A 19,977-nucleotide genomic window follows, 5' to 3' on the forward strand; every position below is an offset into this window, starting at 1 on the left:
GCGAAGTATCGGAGCGACGAAGGAGCGGAGAACTTCGTGGGGTGCATCAGATCACCTGGCTCAACAGCGACTCGGGCGTGGCCGCATCGCCGGTCGTGTCGACGACCAGCCCGTCCCGCAGGAACACCACCCGGTCGGCCCAGGCCGCATGTCGCGACTCGTGCGTCACCAGCAGTCCCGCGGCACCGTCGTCGCACTGGTCGCGCAGGGTGCGCAGCACGGCTTCGCCGGTCGTGGAGTCGAGGGCACCGGTCGGCTCGTCCGCGAGCACCAGTCGACGGTCCCCGACCAGCGCGCGAGCGATCGCGGCACGCTGCTGCTGGCCCCCGGACATCTGCTCCGGAAAGCGGTCGGCCAGTTCGAGAATGCCGACCTTGCCCAACGCATCACGGGCGGCAATGCGTGCCTTGCGGACGCTCACTCCGTCCAATTCCATGGGGAGAGAGACGTTTTCGATCGCAGTCAGCGACGGGATCAAGTTGAGATCCTGAAAGACGAAGCCCATCGTGCGGCGTCGGATGCGGTCGAGCGCGGGACGGCTGAGCGCGGCGAGATCGGCACCGTCGACGGACACGGTTCCGCCGGTGGGCGTGTCCAGCCCGCCGGCCACATTGAGCAACGTCGACTTGCCGGAGCCGCTCGGGCCCATCACCGCAACGAGCTCGCCGGCACTCACCGAGAGACTGACTCCGCGCAGTGCGTGGACGGCAGTCTCACCCGTGCCGTGAGTGCGTTCAACATTGTCGAGAAGAAGAGTCGCCTGCTCGGTCATTGCTTCGCCCCCTCACGCGCTCCAGCGTTCCCCACGGTGACGACGGGCGCCTTCCGCGAGGCTTTCGCCCGCGTAGGGGTGAGGCGGCCGATCCTCGCTTCCACGTGGTCCAGCCAGCGCACTTCCGCCTCGTCGGCGAAGATGAGCGACTCCAGCACGAGCTCCCACGCGAGGTCTTGGCCGTCGGCGCCGCGCTTGAGCTTGGTGAGGTCGCGCAGATGGGTCATGGTGGCCGTTCGCTGGGTCTGCACGATGCGTTGGACGTCCACGCCGGGCAAGGTCACGGCGAGCGCGAGTTTGATCGCGAGCTCGTTGCGCGGCGTCTGCTCGCGGCCGACAGGGACCACCCACCACTGCCGCACCTCGTCGCGCCCCGCGTCCGTCAGCTGGTAGGCGATGCGCCCCTCTTCATCGGCGGTGCCGGTGCTCTCGACGAGCCCGTCGCGCTCCAGCCGACCGAGGGTCGTGTAGACCTGTCCGACGTTGAGCGGCCAGGTGCCGCCGGTGCGGTGCTCGAACTCCTGACGCAGCTGTGCGCCATACATCGCGCCGTCCTGGAGCAGCGCAAGCAGACTGTGTTTGATCGACATGCGAACCATCCCCCGACTCGGATACATACCCGGTATTCACCGTGGTCACAGTATGTATACCGAGTATGTCGTCGGCGTGCAACCGTATGCCGACGGCGCATGACGCGGCACCTGCAAACCGATCGACCCGCAAGCACCCAACGAACACACGGGACTTCTAGGATGTTGCGGGTGTCCTTCCTCGGCCGAGAACCGCGCGCGCATCGATGACCACATACGAAGGACGCCACCGACCCAGCCCCGCGCGACCGCAGGGACGCCATCGCGCCAGCTCGACCAAGACGCGGCAGTTGCGCCTCGTCGGAGTCCCCGCCGGTGTCGCCGTCGCAGCGACCGTCGGCGGAGCCGCGGTCGCCGGGATCGCACCGATGCCGTTCGGCAGCCGGACCTTGGCCATCGACCCCGGCCCGCAGGAGATATCCGACGCAGCCGGCATCAAGGCGAACGCCGCGCGACCGACAGCCGTCGCCACTCCGCCTCGGACGCTCCCAGGGGCTGCGTCTCGGGACCGCACGGTCGAGAGGCCGCAGCCGAAGACGTCGAAGTCGCCCGCCAAGAAGCCGACATCGGCAAAGTCGAAGAAGGCGAATCCTCCTGCGAAACCTCAGAATCCGTGGACCTGCGCAGTAGCCGACTGCGTCGGCCCGCTGACCTCCGGGTTCGGTGCACGCATCTCACCGGGCGGCATCGGCTCGACCTATCACGAAGGTGATGACTTCGCCGTCGCCTGGGGAACCCCGCTGCGCGCGATGCACCAAGGCACGGTCGTCGCCACCGGTTGGGACTCCGGCCTCGGAAACCACGTCACGATCGACTACGGCAACGGTGTGCAGAGTGTCTACGGCCACATGTCGTCGATCATCGTGCGCCCCGGACAGTGGCTCGCCCGCGGACAGTCGGTCGGCTACTCCGGCGACACCGGCCACTCCACCGGGCCACACCTGCACCTCGAGATCCACCTGGCCGGCGTGCCGATCAACCCCGCACCCTGGCTGCAAGCACGCGGCATCTTCTGAGCGCACCGGCCGCAGAACAGTCAAGCGCGTCGGCCGAAGGACGGACCAACAGCATCAGAAGCTCTGCCACTGACCAGGAACGAGTCTGTGCGTCAAAGCTTTTCGACGGGCGCGTACCGCAACAAGAGACGCTTGACGCCGGTGTCACCGCCGAAGTCGATGTGCGCCATCGACCGATCGCCCTGACCCTCCACCCGTATGACGGATCCCAGCCCGAACGTGTCATGAGTGACCTTGTCCCCGGCATCGAGTGCGATGACCGGGCGGTTGCCGGGGCTGCGCACGCCGGGGCGGGACGCCAACCGGGCGACGGCCGGAGTCGACGACGGACGTGTCGCCGTCGTCGTGACGCGTTGCCAATCGACCAGACCGGAAGGGATTTCGTCGAGGAACCGCGAGGGCGGGTTGTACTGCGGTGCACCCCAGGCGGAACGAACCTCGGCCCGGGACAGGTGCAGGCGCTCGCGAGCGCGGGTGATCCCGACATACGCCAGCCGTCGTTCCTCCTCGAGCTCCTTGGGGTCGCCGAGCGCACGCAGGTGCGGAAAGGTCCCGTCCTCCATGCCGGTGAGGAACACGACCGGGAACTCCAGCCCCTTCGCGGTGTGCAGGGTCATCAGCGTGACGACGCCGTTGTCCTCGCCCTCCTCTTCCGGGATCTCGTCGGTGTCGGCGACCAACGACACCTGCTCCAGGAAGTCCTCGAGCGAGCCGCCCGGGTAGTTCTCGTCGAATTCCTTTGCCACCGCGACGAGTTCGGCGAGGTTCTCGACGCGGGTCTCGTCCTGCGGGTCTGGGCTGCGACGCAGCTCCGAGAGGTATCCGGTCTGGTCGAGGATGGCCTCGAGGAGGTCGCCGACACCGGCCTGGTCGGACTCGTGCACCCCGCGCAACGACTCGAGCAGGGCGGTGAAGCCATTGATGCTGCTCACCGAGCGCGTGGCGATGCCCGGTGCATCCGCCGCCCGACCGAGTGCGGCGACGAACGGGATGCGTTCCCGCTCCGCCAGGGCCGACACACACGCCTCGGCACGGTCACCGATGCCTCGCTTGGGCACGTTGAGGATGCGGCGCAGATTGACGGTGTCGAGCGGGTTGGACACCACGCGCAGGTAGGCCAGCGCGTCCTTGACCTCGCGGCGCTCGTAGAAGCGGGTGCCGCCGACCACCTTGTAGGGCAGCCCGACACGGACGAAAACCTCTTCCAACGCACGGGATTGGGCGTTGGTGCGGTAGAAAACCGCGACATCCTTCGGCTTGACGCCCTGCTCGTCGCCGAGCACGTCGATCGTGCGCGCGACGAATGCCGCCTCATCGTGCTCGGAGTCACCGACATACCCGACGATCGGCGCGCCCGCGCCGGACTCGGACCACAGGTTCTTGGGCCGGCGTCCTTCGTTCTTGGCGATGACCGCGTTGGCGGCCTGCAGGATGTTCTGGGTGGAGCGGTAGTTCTGCTCCAGCAGGATGGTGTGCGCCTGCGGGTAGTCCTGCTCGAACTCCACGATGTTGCGGATCGTCGCACCGCGGAAGGCATAGATCGACTGGTCGGCATCGCCCACCACGCAGAGTTCGGCGGGAGGGACCTCGCCGAGCGCGGCATCCGAAACCTGGTGTCCGACAAGCTCTTTCACCAACGCGTATTGGGCGTGGTTCGTGTCCTGGTATTCGTCGACCAGCACGTGACGGAAGCGGCGGCGGTAGTGCTCCGCGACGTCCGGGAAGACGCGCAGGATGTTGACCGTCGTCATGATGAGGTCGTCGAAGTCGAGCGCGTTGGCCTGCCGCAGGCGCCGTTGGTATGACGAATAGGCCTCCGCGAGCGTCCGCTCCTGATGCGTGCCCTCGACGACCTGCGATGCGTAGGTCTCCTCGTCGATCAGCTCGTTCTTGAGGTTGCTGACCTGATGGCTGAACGATCGCGGCGGGAACCGCTTGGGGTCAAGGTCCAGGTCTCGCATGACCAGCGCCATCATCCGCTGGCTGTCGGCGGCGTCGTAGATGGAGAAGGTGGACTTCAAACCGACCTTGCTCGCCTCACGACGCAGGATCCGCACGCACGCCGAGTGGAAGGTCGACACCCACATCGATCGGGCCACCGGCCCGACCAAGGCCTCCACACGCTCGCGCATCTCCGCGGCGGCCTTGTTGGTGAAGGTGATCGCCAGGATCTGACCGGGCTGCACGTGGCGTGCCGCCATCAGGTGGGCGATCCGGTGGGTGAGCACGCGGGTCTTGCCCGAGCCGGCACCGGCCACGATCAGCAGCGGCGGACCCTCGTGCAGCACGGCCTCCCGCTGTTGCGGGTTGAGACCGGCGACCAGGCTCTCCGGATCGGCGGTCGACGGCCGCGCCGCGGGCTTCGCGGCCCCGGCGGGCGCCTCCTTGCCGAGGCCGGCCCAGGTCGGCACCCCGCGCTCGTCGACGTCGGCCGAGGGGTGGGTCGGGACGGTCGCCGACGCGGCATCGGGCGGGAATCCGGGCAGGGGAAGGTCGTCGAAAAGGCTGCTCATCTCGGACGCAAGCCTACTTGGCGCCACCGACGGCGATCGCGATGCCGGTGGCGCCCGTCACCCGCTCTTGGCGGGCAGACTGCGCGCGAAGTCCAGTCCGCGATCGACCCACTCGGCCAGCTCCGCATCGCCGAGGTGTCCCTCCTCGACACGCAGCCAACCGTTCATCGCCCGACCGCCCATGACCATCCGGGAGACGCCGTCCCGCAGCAGGAGCTGCTCGCTGTCCTCTGGGTCCACCCGGGCCATCAGCCCGCCGTTCCGGGATGCGGCAACTGCCATGTGCCCACCGGTCAGGAACGCCACTCCCCCGAACATCCGCTTGTCGGTCACGTCCAGCTCGCCAACCAGGAGATCCCGGATCCGCTCGACGAGCTCACCGTCATACGCCACGCACCGATTGTGCCCGCGCACACCGACAAGCCACGCGAACTCAGCCCTCCGGAGCAGCCGGCACCAGGGTCCGAGGGCACGCCTCGATCACGGCAGCTGCAGCCCGTCGTGCAGCGCGTATGGCGAGTGCTCCCGCGAGGACGACCAGGGAGACATCGAGCACGCCATACCCGACGAGCGTGGGACGCAAACCCCAGTCCTGCACCGCGAGCCCGGCGAGGACCGCCGGCACGCTGAATGCCGTGTAGCTCACCACGAACGTCGTCGCGAAGGTCTGCGCCCGCTCGGCGGGCGGTGTGGCCGCGGCCAACGCACTCATCGCCACCTGGAACGTGACGCCGAACCCGATGCCCGCGAGGACGGAGCCGACGACGTAGACAGGGGTGGCAGCCGTCAGGACCCCGACGACGGTGGTGGCCACCCCGATGCCCAGGGAGGCCAGCCCGAGACCACGTCGCATCGCGGTCGGCACCAGCCGAATCACCAACAACACCAACGCTGCCGGCGTGAAGAAGCTGGCGAGCACGAGTCCCACGACGAAGTGGTCGGTCACTCCGAGGATCCGCGCGACGGCGGACGATCCGAGCGAGAGGTAGAGCCCACCGAGCGCCCACGTCGCGACGAGCGCGGGAACGAGTGTCGCGAAGACGGCTCGTGCCGGCTCGGCGACGCCGACGCTCGGCCGCAACGCACGGCGGATGGCGCGCCCGTCCGGGCGACCCCGTTTCGGCTCGGGGACGAAGAGCAGCGCGACACCGAGCACCAGGTACGTGCCGAAGAGCACCCAGAAGACGAGTTCGTGCGGCCAGGGCGCGTGCTGCACGAGCCCGCCGGCGAGTGCCGACCCGACGGCCAGCCCGAGTGCCGGCGCGCCGCCGGTCACGACCGAGCCGGTGTGCGGATCGGGCTGCAGGTCGACGACCATCGCGCTCACCGCACCGGTGATCGCACCGGTTGCGACACCTTGGACGATCCGCGCGATCAGCAGGTCACCCACGCCGCCGGCATGGGCGAAGATCACCATCGCGACCGCCAGGAGCAGCAGGCCGCCGATCAGGACCGGGCGTCGCCCCAGGTGGTCGGCCAGCGAGCCGATCGTGAGGAGGGTAACGAGCAGGGCGGCGACATACACCGCGAAGATCACCGTGAGGGTGAACGACGAGAAGCCCCAGAGCTGTTGGTAGACCGGGTAGAGCGGCGAGGGCGCCGCGGCGGCGGCCATCAGGCCGACCATCGTGAGACCGGCGACGGCGAAGCCGAGCGGCCGGGACAAGCGGAACGTCATACCCACCTCATCAATTGCAACAATCATTGCTTTAGTCGAGAAGAGTACGCCGCGCTTTCGCTAATGCCAAGTGCACTGCAATAATGGCACGTATGCCGACGAAGTCCAGCCCTGAGTCCGCCCGGGAGTCCACCCCCGTGAAGCGCCGCCCCGGAGGCCGCAGCGCGCGCGTGCAGGATGCGGTCTACACGGCGGTCGGCAAGCTGATGGCCACGAAGCGGCCGGACCAGATCACCATCCCGATGGTGGCCGAGCTGGCCGAGGTCAACCCCACCAGCGTCTACCGACGCTGGGGTGACATCGACGCCCTGCTCGAGGAGGTCGCGGTCGCGGCCTTCACTCGCGAGGACGAGGTGCTGCCGAACACCGGCTCGTTGGAGGGCGACCTGCGCGAGTGGGCGAGCGTCATCACCGAGGACATCCTCCGACCACACCGCACCCGCTACCTGCGGGCGATGGTCAACGCGCGGGACGGCATCCTCGTCGAAGCGTGCCCGTGCTGGACCGCACGCCGCGAACAGCTGGCCGAGATGATCAGCCGGGCGCGTGCCCGCGGGGAGGAGACGCCGTCGGTCGAGCAGGTGCTCGATCACGTCATCGCGCCGATCTATCACCACGTCGTCTTCGCCCTCCCCGCCGACGCCACGTATGCCGAGCGATTGGTCGGCGACGTGTTGTCGATGCGGTCGAACGTCAAGGCCTGACAGGCTTGTTCGTATGGCGTCCGTCGACGACGTCCTCTCGCTCGGGGACGAACTGGAGCGCTCGTACCAGGTGTACGTCCGCGGCCGGCTGAAGTTCCGCGTCGGCCAGATCGTCTACGTCGCCTTCTCGCTCGACGAGACCGTGATGGGCTTCGGCTTCCCCAAGGAGGAACGCGCCGCGCTCGTCGCCGGCGAGCCGGAGAAGTTCCAGCTCCCGTCGACGTCCGACCTGCGGTTCAACTGGGTGCACGCCACGCTGGCTGCCCTGGACCCGGTCGAGGCACGTGAGCTGGTCGTCGATGCCTGGCGGATGGTCGTGCCGCAGAAGGTATGGCGCGCGTACGACCTCACCCATCCGGACGGCCCGGGCTGACCTCCGCGCCGGAATCTCGGTGGCGGAAGCCGTCGCGGCCGTGTGACGATCCATGGATGGTCAACGCGTCCACGGCCCGAATTCGCTTGATACAGCCCACTGTTGGACTGCACGCAGCGTTCCTGGAGAGCGCCCTCGAGTTCGGGGCCGGACACCGGGACGGCTACGCGACGGACTCGATCTCCGATGCCGACCTGAAGAACCCCGAGCTGTTCACCGCCTGGGTGAACACTCGGCTGTCGTATGCCGATGAGGCGACCGAGCTGCCACCGGACCGCGTGCACGACACGTTGTCCTGGATCGTCGACGAGCGCGAGCCGGAGCGGGTCCTCGGCTCGATCTCGCTGCGGCACCGGCTGAACGACTTCCTGCTCCACGTCGGCGGTCACATCGGGTATGGCGTGCGGCCATCCGCCCGCCGCCGTGGTGTCGCGACCGCCGCGCTCGGCCTGGCCCTCGAGCAGGCGAGATCGATTGGCCTGCAACGGGTTCTGATCACCTGCGGCAAGGACAACGTGGCGTCGGCGTGCACCATCGAGCACTGGGGCGGCGATCTCGAAGATGTCCGGGAGACACCGGATCACGGGGTGATCCGCCGCTACTGGATCGATCTCGCGCGGGACTGACGCGCCGCCCGGAGGCGTCATACCGAGGGGCGAACGACCTTGTAGCGCACGTCGAGCCGCTGCCCGACCTGCCGCACGTCGACGAGGGAAAGCCGCTCCGAGGTGATGCGGCGTGGCAGCATCGGCGCGCCGGAGTCGAGCGCGACCGGCACCATCCCGAGACAGATCTCGTCGAGGGCACCGGCGTCGTCGAACGCTCCGACGAGCTCGCCCCCGCCGAGCAGCCAGACCTTCCGGTGACCGGCGGATGCGCTCACCTCGTCGAGGTGGTCGGCGACGTCCCCGGAGACGAACCGGATGTCCGCTCCCGGGATGGTGGGCAGGTTGCGATGCGTGAACACCCAGGTGGGTCGGTCGCCGTACCAGTCCTGCCACTTGTCGGGCTGCTCCCGCACGTGCTCATGCTCGAGCAGCCAGGAATAGGTCGTCGCACCCATCACGAGCGCACCGACGCTGTCGATGTAATCCGGGATGGCCGTGTCCGCCTCGACGGTGGGCACGTCGAACAGCCATTGCAGCGAGTTGTCCGAGTCTGCGATGAATCCGTTGATGGTGCAGGCCGCGAAGTATGAGAACTCGGTCATCCGGAGCACGGTAGCCGCGGCCACCGACACTCAGTGCTGGTGTTCTCGGGCGCTCATCGATGATCGACGACCACTGCTGCGTGGTCGCTCCACCTCTCGGCATATGACGGTGCCCGCCCGATCTCGTGCCCCACCACACGATCGGCCAGCGACGGCGAGTCCAGCACGTAGTCGATCCGCCAGCCGCTGTCGTTGTCGAACGCCTTCCCGCGCCAGGACCACCAGGTGTAAGGGCCGTCCACATCACCGGCGCGATGGCGGACGACGTCGACCCAGCCGGATTCGAACCAGGCCGTGAGGTGCTTCTGCTCCTCGGGCAGGAAACCCGCCTTGCCGCGGTTTCCCTTCCAGTTCTTCAGGTCTCGCGTTGTGTGGCAGATGTTGAAGTCGCCGGTCACCACGGCGTCCTGGTCGACCAGTTGCGCCATACGGTCGCCCATGGCTTCGAGGAAGGCGAACTTCTCGTCCTGCTTCGGGGTGTCCGCCTCACCGGTGTGCACGTATGCCGACACGATCGTCGTGCGTCGGCCGTCGATCTCGATGACCGCTTCGAGCCAGCGCCCGTCGTCCTCGAATCCCGGGAGCCCGTGGGCACTTTCGAGGATCGGGTGCTTGCTGAGCACCGCAACGCCGGCGCGCCCGGCGGCTGCTGCCGGTGCGTGCGCGACGCGCCAGGACGCGAACTCGGTGCCGTCGAGTGCCTTGGCCAACTGCTGCTCCGAGGCGCGAACCTCCTGCAGTGCCAGCACGTCCGCCTCCTGTGCGGCGAGCCAGTCGAGCCCACCCCTCCGGACGGTCGCTCGGATGCCGTTCACGTTCGCCGAAATCACTCGCACGCAGCCGACCCTCTCATTCGCGCCGGCGAGCGCATTCGGTGCCCTCGGCGTGAGCATCAGCGCCGCCGCATCGCGCCCGGCCCTCGCGCGCGCCCACGTCGTCGCGAACGTCCTGGCGCCCAGGATCGTCATCGTGGTCATCAGCCATCGCGGGCGTCATCCGTCGTCGGCGTTGTCGCAGGCGTCGTTGTCAGCTGGCGTGAGTGGGCCGTTCCAGGTGATGTCCATCAGCCGGCGTTCGAGGGTCGAGGTGGTGGGTGGTGGCAGCCCGGGTGGTGCGGGTGGTCGGCTGGTGGCGGTGAATCCGCCGGACCGGGTGGTGGTTTCACCGGCGGTGCCGGTCACGGAGTGGTCGGGGTGTTCCTTGACGTAGTTGCACCGTTCGCACAGGCCTTGCCCGTTCCGCTCACTGGTGCGCCCGCCGCTGGTGTGGGAGCGGATGTGGTCGGTATGCCGGATCGGTGCCCCACACCACGGGGTGCGGCATACCTGATCACGAAACAGGATCAGCGTCGCCAACAACCCCGGGTAGTGCCGGGCACGGGTTTCCATCCCGACCAGGTCACCGGTCCCGGGGTGAGTGAACAACCGGCGCACCAACGGCCCGGTCGGGTCACCGGTGCTGAACCAATCCCGCACCAGATCCGCCGGCACCGGACCGTACCCGGGCACGTGTGCCGGAGTGTCCCCGGTCAGCGTGTCCAGGGGCATCAGCAGATTCACCCGTACGTCGGTGCCACCCGTCGCCGGCCGCCGACCCGTCACCCGTTCGACGAACGCGTCGGCCATCCGCTGCCCACGCGATGGACCACGCCCGGCGCCGGCGCCGGCATCCGCGACGCCGCCACTACTCCCCGCACCTGCGTCCGCCGCGTCAACGGTGTTCCCCTCAGCGATGGGCCCGCCGGTCTCGCGCTGGCGGCGGGCGTTAGTGCTGCTGGTTTGTTGGGCCACCGAGTGGGCTTGGTCGGCGGTGTTGTTCAACGCGGCCATGCAGGCCAGGGCGTCCTTGACGGGTAGGAACGCGGTCAGGTATGCCATCGCGTCGGGTGCGGGCCGCAGCGTGACCCGCCGGGTTGCTTCAGCCGCAGTGCGGCGTTCCCGGGCACCGGCGGGGTCGACCCGGTAGGCCAGGGCACGGGCGGCATGGATCAGCCGGGTGCCGGCAACAGTCCCGAGCTGGTCGGCGAGCCCGGCATCCACCGCGGCCCGGCCGACCCGGGTCAGGCCGGTGACCTCGCGGACCAGCCGGGTGGCGTCCCACTCCGACATGACCCCGGCCGCCAAGGCTTGCAGGGTGTGCGCGACGGTCAGGAACACCGACCCCGCGCGCGGGGCGCACCGGCGGGCCAACCCCACATCGGATCCGACCTTCCGGGCAGTGCTTGCAGCCTCGATCCCGCGGGGCACGTCTCGGGCCGCCTGCACCTCGGCGGCGGCCACGGCCAGGCGTGCTTGGCGGGCGCTGATCGCGTTACGTAATTCCTCCAAGGCCCGCAGCTCACCCAACGGGTCGCCGGTGTCGATGGGTGCGTCGAGTCGGTCGTGGAACGCGCGCACACGAGTCGCGTCGAGATCACCCGCCCGGGTGCTCGTCGCGTCTTGTTGCATGTCGTTCATGTGTTCGATCATCGCATGAATATGGTTGCAACACAATGGTTTTCGCGTCCGAGTGTTATCCACATCCCCCTGGTCGGAACGTGTTTCCTGGCGGGGGATGTGGACAAGTATCGGGATCCTCGAGACGCTCCCCGCTACGCTCCGCCGCTCTTCGGCCACCTCATGCGGTCGGTGGTTTCGAGACGCTCCCCCGCTACGCTCCGCCGCTCCTCAACCACCTCTCGGCGAGTACTGATCGACCGATCGTCGGGCACGAGCGTGAGCGAACGATGAGCCATCCGGAACCGGACGACGAAGGTGAAGCGGTCGGCGGCGGGTGCGTCGTCGGGCCGGGCCTATGCAGCGGAACGGAGCGCTAGCGCAGTGCAGCGGAGTGAGACCGGCACGACGGCGTATCCGACGCCACCCGGTGACCACAGGGTCTCGACACACCTCCCCCGCTGCGCTCCCCTTCGAGACGCCCGCTCGTCCCTCACGGGCTCCTCAGGGCACAACTCCGGCACTCGACCGACGTCGAGGACACTCGCGGCCTTTCGAGACGCTCGTCCCTCGCTCCTCAAGGACCTTGACCGGACGCTCGTCCCCCCCTTCGAGACGCCCGCGCGCCCCTCACGGGCTCCTCAGGGCACAGCTCACGAACTCCTCAAGGACCTTCCGCGCCACCTCGTGATTGGATCGGATGTCATGGCCTTGGACCCAAACCTGACCCACCTGTTCGACGCCCGCCTGGCCGAGGCCCAGCGCGCCAGTCGTGCGCCGTCGGCGACGGCTGCGGTCATCGGAGCAGGCCAAGTCGTGTGGTCCGGCGCGGCGGGCCACCTCACCGGCCGAGCAGATGGCGAAAAGGCAACGACAACAACGCAATACCGGATCGGCTCGATCACCAAGACCTTCACCGCGGTGCTCACGCTGCGGCTCGTCGACGACGGGCTCGTCGAGCTCACCGACCCGATCGCGAAGCACCTGCCCGAGCTCGCCGACCGCCTCCCCGGAGTGCGGGTCAGCGAGCTGCTCACGCACGGTGCCGGACTGCCCGCGGAGACGGAGGGCACCTGGTGGGAGCGCAGCCACGGTCGCACCTGGGAGGAGTTGCTCCCCAGCGTCCGGGCGATGCATCGCCCTGGACGCCGATTCCATTACAGCAACGTCGGATTCGCGGTCGCGGGCGAGCTCGTCGCCCGCCTGCGCGAAAGCACCTGGTGGGACCGGATGCAGGCGGAGGTGCTCGAGCCACTCGGCCTGACCGACACGACATACGCCCCGACGGACGGCGCCGCGCCCGGCCTGGCCGTCCACCCTTATGCCGATCTGCTGCACGACGAACCCGCCACCGACACGCTCTCGATGGCACCCGCCGGCCAGTTGTGGTCAACCGTGCACGACCTCGCCGTGTTCGCGACGTTCCTGGCGCGCGGCGACGAGCGCATCCTCTCCGACGAGCTGCGCCGCGAAATGCACCTCCCCGCACTGATCAACGACGAGCCCGGCACGACATACACACGGGCCTACGGGTTCGGCCTCGACATCATCAACGCCGACGGGCAACGCTTCATCGGGCACGGCGGCTCGATGCCGGGTCACCAATCGGTGCTGCGGATCGACCCCGACACCGCGGACGGCGTGATCCATTTGGTGAACAGCACGGCCGGTCTCGCCCTGGACAGCCTCGGGCTGGTGCGCACGTTGCGCGACCACTCCCCCACGCACCCGGCGCACTGGACCGCGGCCACGCCGCCGGCGGCGACCGCCGACATCACGGGCACCTGGTTCTGGGGGCCGCGACCGCACGTGCTGACCGCAGAGCGGGACGGGCTGCGGATGACCCCGGTCGACGGTGGCCGTGGATCCCGGTTCGTGCCGCACTCATCCGGCGGCTGGGTCGGGATCGACGAGTACTTCGCCGGCGAGCGACTCACCGTGCACGCCGGCGCCACGGGCAGCGCGCCATACCTCGACCTGGGCAGCTTCCGATTCACCCGCACGCCGTACGATCCTGACGGGGACATACCCGGCGGCGCCGGAACCGGCTGGCGCTGACCGACGTTAGGGACTGCGATGGATCATTGGCTGACGACGATCCCGCCCATGGCGGTCTATCTCCTCGCGGGCCTCGCGGTGGGCATCGAGAGCCTCGGCGTGCCGATCCCCGGCGAGACGATCCTGGTCGCCGCCGCCATCCTGTCCTCCCGGCACGAGGTCTCCGTCAGCCCGCACGGCATCGCCATCGCCGCGGTCCTGGGTGCGGTCATCGGTGACACCATCGGCTACACCATCGGCAGGCGGTACGGCGAGCACCTCTTCGGCTATCTCGAGCGCCGCTTCCCGCACCATTTCAGCCGCGACCTGGTCGACTACGCCGAACACGTCTTCAAACGGTGGGGTATGGCGGCCGTCTTCGTCGGACGCTTCATCGCGCTGCTGCGCATCTTCGCCGGCCCGCTCTCCGGCTCCCTGAAGATGCACTACCCGCGCTTCCTGCTCGCCAACGCGACCGGCGCGATCTGCTGGGCCGGCGGCACGACCTACCTCGTCTACTACATCGGCACGACTGCCGAGCAGTACCTCAAGAACTTCTCGTATGTCGCGCTCGGCCTCGCCATCGTCATCGGCCTGCTCGGCTCGACGGTGCTGCGCCGCAAGCTCGAGCGCAATGTGAAGGCCTTCGCTGAGGAGCGCGCCCAGGTCGAGGCGGACGCGGGACGTCCCACCACCTGACCGGTCGTGAGTGGGCCCAGCCGGGGCACGCATACACCGCAACCCATACGCCGCAACCCATACGCCGCAAGCTCGATCAAGCGGCTCCCTGCTGCTGGTAGGACGCTGAGTGCGTCAGCACACCACGACACACGAGGCTCGTTCTGCGCCGGCAAGAGCGCCAGCAAGCTGCCGCCATGCCCACGCAGTCCAAGCTCGCTGTGCTCGATCAACGTCAACTTCAGGAGGACGCCATGAGCGACCCCGATGCACTGCCGGTCAGCGACCCGCTGCGGCACACCGCCAAGATCCAGGTCCGCCTGACCGACCTCGCCGAACACCTGCGCGGCGATGTCCAGAAGGTCGACGAACCCCGGGCGAAGGCGCTCTTCGAGACCGCCGCCGAAGTGTTGCTCGGCCTGCGCAACGCCTTCGCCGACTACGAGAAGGGCGACGAGCCCGCCTGGCAACGCACCGCGAGCTGAGATCGGACCGGCAGGCATGACCGGATCGACCTGGCGCGACGTCGAGGAGCTGGCGAGCCGACTCCCCGATGCCGTTGCCGGCCAGGCACATGAGGGATCGCCGGCGTTCTACGCCGGCCGCCACCAGTTCGCGCGACTGCGCTGGGACGAGCGCGACCGTGAGCTCGTGCAACTGTGGAGCGGCGACCTCGCTCTCGCCGATGCACTGGCCGGCCGCGCGACGGTCTTCCCGGTGATCCACACCTTCCAGGTCCGCGTGTCGCTCTGGGGCCGTCTGGAGCTGCTCGACCGCCGCGAGCTGGCCGAGTTGATGCTCGACTCCTACCGCATCCGGGGTGGCATACACCGGGCAGACCGGGTGGACGAAGCGGCGTTCCTCACGGACTGAGCGCCGCCCTGTTACAGCAGACGGCGCTGCATCGCCCATGAGGTGAGCTCGTGCCGGGACGACAACTGCAGCTTGCGCAGCACCGAGGACACATGCGTCTCAACGGTTTTCACCGAGATGAAGAGTTCCTTGGCGACTTCCTTGTACTGATAGCCGCGCGCGATCAACCGCATCACCTCACGCTCCCGCGCGGACAGCCGGTCGAGTTCCTCGTCGACCTCGGCGATCTCGCCGGCGGTCGCCCCGAAGGCGTCGAGCACGAAGCCGGCCAGGCGCGGGCTGAACACCGCGTCGCCGTCCTTCACCCGGTGGATCGCCGAGATGAGATCGGTCGGGCTGATCGTCTTGGTGACGTAACCGCGAGCGCCGGCCCGGATCACGGAGATGACGTCATCGGCAGCGTCGGACACCGACAGGGCGAGGAACCGGACGGGGGCGTCGTTCTCCGCGTGCACGCCGGCGCACCCAGTGACGACGTCCGCGCCGCCGTTGCCGTTGCCGCCGGGCAGGTGCACGTCGAGCAGCACCACATCGGGCCGCTGCTCGCGGATGACCTTGATGGCCGCGTCGACGTCGGGTGCTTCGCCGACGACGGTCACCGTGTCGTCGAGCTCGGCCTTGACCCCCGACCGGAACATCCGGTGGTCGTCCACCAACACCACGCGCACGGTCATCGCTGCTCCTTGCTCCAGTTGTCGTCGCTGCTGCCGTCATTGCGGCCGTTGTTGTCATTCGCCCCGTTGTCAGTCGCACCGGTGTCGGCGCCGGAAGTGTTGGTTTCCAACGGCATCCGCAGCCGCACCTCGGTGCCGTCGTCGAGGCGGCGTACCTGCGCCTCGCCACCATGTCTGGTCATCCGGCCGATGATCGACTCCCGCACCCCGAGCCGGTCCTCGGAGACGGCCGCCGGGTCGAACCCGGGGCCGTGGTCCCGAACGAACGCCTCTGCGGCCGTCGGACCGACCTCGAGATAGACCGACACCGGCGGCGCGCCGTGCCGAACGGCATTGGCGAGCGCCTCACGCAGCGCGCGCAGAAGGGCTTCCTCCGCCTCGCCGAGCGGCCGGTCACCGGTGACTACCACGTCGATCGGTATGCCGTGCAGTGTCTCGATCTCGCCGGCCGCGTCGGTCACCGCGGTCGCGAGCGTGCGGTCGCTGGACGCCTGCTCGGCATACAGCCAGTTGCGCAGTTCGCGCTCCTGGGCGCGGGCGAGCAACTGCACCGCATTCGGATCGTCGGCACGACGCTGGATGAGGGCCAACGTCTGCAACACCGAATCGTGCAGGTGCGCGGCGATGTCGGCCTTCTCGGTCGCGCGGATCCGCTCGGTCTGCTCCTTGCGGAACGTGTCGACGAAGCGCGCGATGAACGGCGCGCCGAGAATGCCGACCCCGAGCAGCACGACCAGCACCGCGACAGCAACGTCCCGCAACCGGCCCACGCCGCCGCCCTGTGACAGCAGCAGGATCAGTCCGGCCAGCGCGAGAATGATGCCGATCACGGTGCGAATACGCGTTTCTCGGCGGTCCGCGGTGCTGATCCACTGCCGGCGTTCGGCGCTGCCCAGCCGCGACCAGGCCAGCACCAGCCCGACGCCGATGACCAGCAACGGGATGGTCAGCGAGAGTTTCGCCACCGACGTGACGGCGCTGGCGGTCGCCATACCGCCGACGATGAGGACGGGCACTCCGAGCAGCAGCAACCGCCGGATCGAGATCCGGTTGGCGGTGGACTTCTCGAACGGCGTCAGCAACGCCGGCCGGTCCGACTCGGGCATGGTCAGCCAGAGGAAGACATAGACGGGTATGCCGAAGAGGAACACCAGCGACACGGCGGTCATCACCCGCAGGGGCAGCAGCGGCACGCCGAGATGGCTGCTCACCCCCGCGCAGACACCGGCCACCCACCGACCCTCGCGGGGTCGGGTGAGCGGTGGGCGGGGCACCGCTTCGGTCCGGACTGTCTGGCTCACCCCCCAAGTCTGACCCACGATTGCCGGTGCTCCGAGCCATCGGCGCAGGTTTGAGGGGTCGCTCAGGGGGTCTTCAGGGTCGACCCGCATGGCGAGAGCACCCGCTCGCCAGCATGGTTGTCGGTATGACGCAACACACCTCCACGAGCCAGCCGCCGCCTCCGGCACAGCACGGCGACGCACGCGACCGTCTCTTCGCCGCCGTCCGCCGGTTCGGCGTCGCCCGGAGCGCGGACGGCAAGTGGTTCGGCGGCGTCTGCGCCGGACTGGCCCGCCGGTGGAACGTCGACCCGCTCATCGTGCGAGCACTCTTCGTGCTCGCGACCGTCGTGTTCGGGATCGGCGTCCCGGCATACTTCGTGGCCTGGGTGCTGCTGCCGGACGACGCGAGCGAGATCGTCGCCGAGAAGGCGGTCCGACACGGTCACGCATCGTCGATCGTGCTGTGTGTCGTCGCAGCCGTGTTGTCGTTCGGCGGCTTCGGGGTGTTCTGGTCGATCGGCTCGGGATGGGGCGTCTTCGGCCAGGCCGTCGGGCTGGCGTTCCTCGCCTGGTTGTTCCTGGCCTGGAACGGTCATGGCCCGGGCGCCCGCCGTCCGGACGAGACGGCCCCCGAATGGGGCAACCGGCTCGGTGACTCGGTGCGCAACCAGCAGACGGATGCGGCCGCGCCGCAGCCGACCGCGTCGACCGCCAACCCGGCGACGCTCAACCCGGCGACCTCCGGTGCAGCGCCGTCGAGCGTCGGCAACCGTGCCGCGGCCGCCGGTGCCGCCGCGCGTGACGGCCGGATCGATCTGACCAAGCAAGCACCGGCCGCCCCCGTCGTGCCGCCCGTGACGCCGATGGCACCCAGTGCGCCGGCGCGTCCCAAGCGTCGCCGGCTCGGCGTCGCCCTCAGCTTCGCAATCATCGGAATCTCAGTGTTGACAGGCGCTTTCACGGCGTTGGTGCTGGTCAGCACTTCCCACGGCGACAGTGCCCTGCAGGTGGGCCTCGCCGCCGGAGCCGCCGTCGCGGCGCTCTCGCTGGTCATCGGGGGACTGGCGGGGCGCCGTGGCGGCGCACTCGGCCCGCTCGCGACGGTGGTGGCACTGGTGGCCCTGCTGACGTCCGCGGCGCTGCCGACGGGTATGCCGTGGACCGGTCGCATCGGGGACCAGACCTGGCGCCCGGCTTCGATCGCACCGGGCACACAGCACAACTTCGCGATGCGCGTCGGTGACGGCAAGCTCGACCTGCGAGACGTCGGCGGCACCGATCTGGCCGACCACACGCACCTGCACGCGCGCGTCAACGTCGGTCAGCTGACGATCACAGTGCCGCCCGACACCACGGTGCGCGTGCAGAGCCACGTGAACATCGGTGGCGTCGAGGTGGTCCGCGGCAATGACCACGTCAGCAACCACGGCGGCGTCGACACCCGTCGCACCATCACCGTCGGTGACGGACCGAAGACCATCGACCTGGACGCAGAGGTCGGCATCGGCAATATCACGATCAAGGAGCAGTCATGAGCGACGACCCGAACCAGGACACGACGCGCAGTATCGCTCCGCTGGCACACCCGACCGAGGAGATGCCGACCTACCGCACGGTGGCCGCATACCCCGAGGCGGCCGCCGCACCGGAGCCCACCCGGCCGATGAACCCGCCGCCATCGACCGAGGCCGCGTCCACCGGCCAGCTGCCGGTGACGGGCGTTCCGGTCACCGCACCGCCGGCCTCCGGCCCGCGTGGTCCGCACCTGCCGACGGTCGTCCGTGGCGTGGTGATCCTGGCGATGGCCGCGATCGTGGTCGTATGGCGGATGGTCGAGCACCCGAACTGGCCGATCGTCGGCATCAGCGTCGGGATCGGGGTCGGCGTCGTGTTCCTGCTGGTCGCGGCGGTCAGCGCGGTGTTGCACCGCACCCGGGACCGGTTCGACGTCGACCGCATGCTCGCGGGCAGATGAGCCTTCAGCGCTGCGCCGCGAGCTCGCGCGCGCGGTCGTACTCGGCAAGGGTGGCGGACAGCACGTCGTCCCATCCGAACGCCACAGCGCTGCTCCGCGCTCTCGTCGAAAGTCGTTCTCGCAGTGCCGGATCCGTGGCGATAGCGGCAAGCGCCGCGGCGAACTCGTTGTCGTCCCCGACCACCAGGCCGGTGCTGCCGGGTTCGATCATCGATGCCACCGCGCTCTCCCGCCGGGTGACGACCGGCAGCCCGCAACTGCGGGCTTCGGCGGCAGCGATGCCGAACGCCTCGAGCACGGCCGGCGCGGCATACACGTCGGCGGAGCGGTAGAGATCGCGCAGCGCGGTGGGCGACAGCCGGCCGGGCAACGCGCACCAGCCCGGGCGGCGCGCCTCGAGCCGGCCCCGCAGCGGTCCGTCGCCGGCGATCGTCAACCGGATGTCGCGTCCGCTCGCGGCGCGGGCGCGATCCACCAGCTCCACGAGTTGTTGCGGCCGCTTGCGGCCGGCCAGCCGCATCGCACTGACCACCTGCAGGCCGTCGCCCGAAGCGCGGCGACACGCCGCCGACCAGAAGGAGTTGTCGATCCCGTTGGGAATCAACGTCACCGGCGCCTTCGCGGCGCGTTCGACGGGGGCCGCGGCGACCGCCGACACCGCGGACAACGCGACGCCACGCCGCACCCATCGCGCCGGGTACCCCAGTGCGCGCACGATCGGTTCGGAGTGTCCGGTCACGCTGTGCCAGGTGGCAGCGATCGGCAGCGAGGCGGCCAGGGCGAGCTGCACACCGTCCATCGCGAACGGGCTGACGACTCCGAGATGTGCGTGGACCACGTCGAAATCGTTGTCCACCAGCGCTTTTCGCAGCGAGCGACGCGCCGCGGGATTGACCAACAGACCGGCGGGCAACTCCCGACGCAGCCCCAACCGGTGCACCGGGATCGGGTCGTACGTCTCCGGACCGGGGGTGATCGTGAAGACCTCGACAGCATGCCCCGCACCGGCCAGGGCACGGGCCAGACCGTGCACCTGTGCCTCGATGCCACCCAGTCTCGGCGGGTAGCAGTCCGACAGCAGCGCGACCTTCATCGGTCACCCAGCGTGCCATGGCGGATATTCCGGCGGACAGCTTGCCGACGCCCGTGCCAGCAGAACAAGCCTC

Annotated in this window: 21 protein-coding genes; 10 read left to right on the forward strand and 11 right to left on the reverse strand. The window is 69.1% G+C overall.

Annotated features, from left to right (window positions below):
- Positions 1-46 precede the first annotated feature (46 nt).
- The gene (locus ACZ50J_RS17065) at positions 47-772 is read right to left on the reverse strand and encodes an ABC transporter ATP-binding protein (protein WP_464298350.1); all 726 of its coding nucleotides are present in this window, start codon (positions 770-772) and stop codon (positions 47-49) included.
- Positions 769-1,362, reverse strand: a complete 594-nt coding sequence (locus ACZ50J_RS17070) for a PadR family transcriptional regulator (RefSeq protein WP_464298351.1) — start codon at positions 1,360-1,362, stop codon at positions 769-771. The genes ACZ50J_RS17065 and ACZ50J_RS17070 overlap by 4 nt, the downstream gene beginning before the upstream one ends.
- A 206-nt stretch (positions 1,363-1,568) precedes the next feature.
- Here ACZ50J_RS17070 and ACZ50J_RS17075 point away from each other — a divergent pair, with 206 nt between their 5' ends.
- A complete protein-coding gene (locus tag ACZ50J_RS17075; RefSeq protein WP_464298352.1) occupies positions 1,569-2,378 on the forward strand; it encodes a M23 family metallopeptidase in 810 nt (269 codons plus the stop codon).
- A 92-nt stretch (positions 2,379-2,470) separates the two neighbouring features.
- Here ACZ50J_RS17075 and pcrA read toward each other — a convergent pair whose 3' ends face one another.
- Genes pcrA through ACZ50J_RS17090 form a run of 3 tightly spaced genes read right to left on the reverse strand, consistent with a single transcriptional unit; the run spans position 2,471 to position 6,596 of the window.
- Positions 2,471-4,891, reverse strand: a complete 2,421-nt coding sequence (gene pcrA, locus ACZ50J_RS17080) for a DNA helicase PcrA (protein WP_464298353.1) — start codon at positions 4,889-4,891, stop codon at positions 2,471-2,473.
- Between the two features lie 57 nt (positions 4,892-4,948).
- The gene (locus ACZ50J_RS17085; protein ID WP_464298354.1) at positions 4,949-5,284 is read right to left on the reverse strand and encodes a TfoX/Sxy family protein; all 336 of its coding nucleotides are present in this window, start codon (positions 5,282-5,284) and stop codon (positions 4,949-4,951) included.
- A gap of 40 nt (positions 5,285-5,324) precedes the next feature.
- Positions 5,325-6,596: an MFS transporter gene (locus ACZ50J_RS17090; protein ID WP_464298355.1), complete on the reverse strand. Its 1,272-nt coding sequence runs from the start codon at positions 6,594-6,596 to the stop codon at positions 5,325-5,327.
- 65 nt (positions 6,597-6,661) lie between these two features.
- On the opposite strand from ACZ50J_RS17090, the gene ACZ50J_RS17095 reads away from it, so the two are divergent.
- Genes ACZ50J_RS17095 through ACZ50J_RS17105 form a run of 3 tightly spaced genes read left to right on the forward strand, consistent with a single transcriptional unit; the run spans position 6,662 to position 8,272 of the window.
- Positions 6,662-7,273, forward strand: coding sequence for a TetR-like C-terminal domain-containing protein (locus tag ACZ50J_RS17095; RefSeq protein ID WP_464298356.1), 612 nt, complete (start codon positions 6,662-6,664; stop codon positions 7,271-7,273).
- Positions 7,274-7,286: 13 nt separating this feature from the next.
- Positions 7,287-7,646: an MmcQ/YjbR family DNA-binding protein gene (locus ACZ50J_RS17100; RefSeq protein WP_464298357.1), complete on the forward strand. Its 360-nt coding sequence runs from the start codon at positions 7,287-7,289 to the stop codon at positions 7,644-7,646.
- Positions 7,647-7,702: 56 nt separating this feature from the next.
- Entirely contained in the window at positions 7,703-8,272 is a 570-nt protein-coding gene (locus tag ACZ50J_RS17105) for a GNAT family N-acetyltransferase (protein ID WP_464298358.1), read from the forward strand.
- Between the two features lie 17 nt (positions 8,273-8,289).
- Here ACZ50J_RS17105 and ACZ50J_RS17110 read toward each other — a convergent pair whose 3' ends face one another.
- The 3 genes from ACZ50J_RS17110 to ACZ50J_RS17120 are packed head-to-tail and all read right to left on the reverse strand — an operon-like array spanning position 8,290 to position 11,324.
- Positions 8,290-8,856: a dihydrofolate reductase family protein gene (locus ACZ50J_RS17110; RefSeq protein ID WP_464298359.1), complete on the reverse strand. Its 567-nt coding sequence runs from the start codon at positions 8,854-8,856 to the stop codon at positions 8,290-8,292.
- Between the two features lie 53 nt (positions 8,857-8,909).
- A complete protein-coding gene (locus ACZ50J_RS17115; protein WP_464298360.1) occupies positions 8,910-9,833 on the reverse strand; it encodes an exodeoxyribonuclease III in 924 nt (307 codons plus the stop codon).
- A gap of 15 nt (positions 9,834-9,848) precedes the next feature.
- Complete coding sequence (locus ACZ50J_RS17120; protein ID WP_464298361.1) at positions 9,849-11,324, reverse strand: HNH endonuclease; 1,476 nt, start codon at positions 11,322-11,324, stop codon at positions 9,849-9,851.
- Between the two features lie 672 nt (positions 11,325-11,996).
- Between ACZ50J_RS17120 and ACZ50J_RS17125 the strand changes: the two genes are divergently transcribed.
- The 4 genes from ACZ50J_RS17125 to ACZ50J_RS17140 all read left to right on the forward strand — a co-directional run bounded on the left by ACZ50J_RS17125 (position 11,997) and on the right by ACZ50J_RS17140 (position 14,879).
- Positions 11,997-13,349: a serine hydrolase domain-containing protein gene (locus ACZ50J_RS17125; protein ID WP_464298362.1), complete on the forward strand. Its 1,353-nt coding sequence runs from the start codon at positions 11,997-11,999 to the stop codon at positions 13,347-13,349.
- A gap of 48 nt (positions 13,350-13,397) precedes the next feature.
- Positions 13,398-14,027, forward strand: a complete 630-nt coding sequence (locus ACZ50J_RS17130) for a DedA family protein (RefSeq protein ID WP_464298363.1) — start codon at positions 13,398-13,400, stop codon at positions 14,025-14,027.
- A 176-nt stretch (positions 14,028-14,203) separates the two neighbouring features.
- A complete protein-coding gene (locus ACZ50J_RS17135) occupies positions 14,204-14,491 on the forward strand; it encodes a hypothetical protein (protein ID WP_464298364.1) in 288 nt (95 codons plus the stop codon).
- A 16-nt stretch (positions 14,492-14,507) separates the two neighbouring features.
- Positions 14,508-14,879 (forward strand): hypothetical protein, encoded by a 372-nt coding sequence (locus ACZ50J_RS17140; protein WP_464298365.1) that lies wholly within the window; start codon positions 14,508-14,510, stop codon positions 14,877-14,879.
- 11 nt (positions 14,880-14,890) lie between these two features.
- On the opposite strand, the gene ACZ50J_RS17145 is transcribed toward ACZ50J_RS17140, so the two are convergent.
- Both ACZ50J_RS17145 and ACZ50J_RS17150 read right to left on the reverse strand, forming a co-directional pair.
- Positions 14,891-15,553, reverse strand: a complete 663-nt coding sequence (locus ACZ50J_RS17145) for a LuxR C-terminal-related transcriptional regulator (RefSeq protein ID WP_464298366.1) — start codon at positions 15,551-15,553, stop codon at positions 14,891-14,893.
- Entirely contained in the window at positions 15,550-16,854 is a 1,305-nt protein-coding gene (locus tag ACZ50J_RS17150) for an ATP-binding protein (protein WP_464298367.1), read from the reverse strand. The genes ACZ50J_RS17145 and ACZ50J_RS17150 overlap by 4 nt, the downstream gene beginning before the upstream one ends.
- 125 nt (positions 16,855-16,979) lie before the next feature.
- Here ACZ50J_RS17150 and ACZ50J_RS17155 point away from each other — a divergent pair, with 125 nt between their 5' ends.
- Both ACZ50J_RS17155 and ACZ50J_RS17160 read left to right on the forward strand, forming a co-directional pair.
- On the forward strand, positions 16,980-18,371 hold the full coding sequence (locus ACZ50J_RS17155; RefSeq protein WP_464298368.1) for a PspC domain-containing protein: 1,392 nt from the start codon (positions 16,980-16,982) through the stop codon (positions 18,369-18,371).
- On the forward strand, positions 18,368-18,811 hold the full coding sequence (locus ACZ50J_RS17160) for a hypothetical protein (protein WP_464298369.1): 444 nt from the start codon (positions 18,368-18,370) through the stop codon (positions 18,809-18,811). The genes ACZ50J_RS17155 and ACZ50J_RS17160 overlap by 4 nt, the downstream gene beginning before the upstream one ends.
- A gap of 4 nt (positions 18,812-18,815) precedes the next feature.
- Here ACZ50J_RS17160 and ACZ50J_RS17165 read toward each other — a convergent pair whose 3' ends face one another.
- Positions 18,816-19,904, reverse strand: a complete 1,089-nt coding sequence (locus ACZ50J_RS17165) for a glycosyltransferase family 4 protein (RefSeq protein ID WP_464298370.1) — start codon at positions 19,902-19,904, stop codon at positions 18,816-18,818.
- Between the last annotated feature and the right edge of the window lie 73 nt (positions 19,905-19,977).

The sequence above is a fragment of the Flexivirga sp. G2 genome, assembly GCF_055397625.1.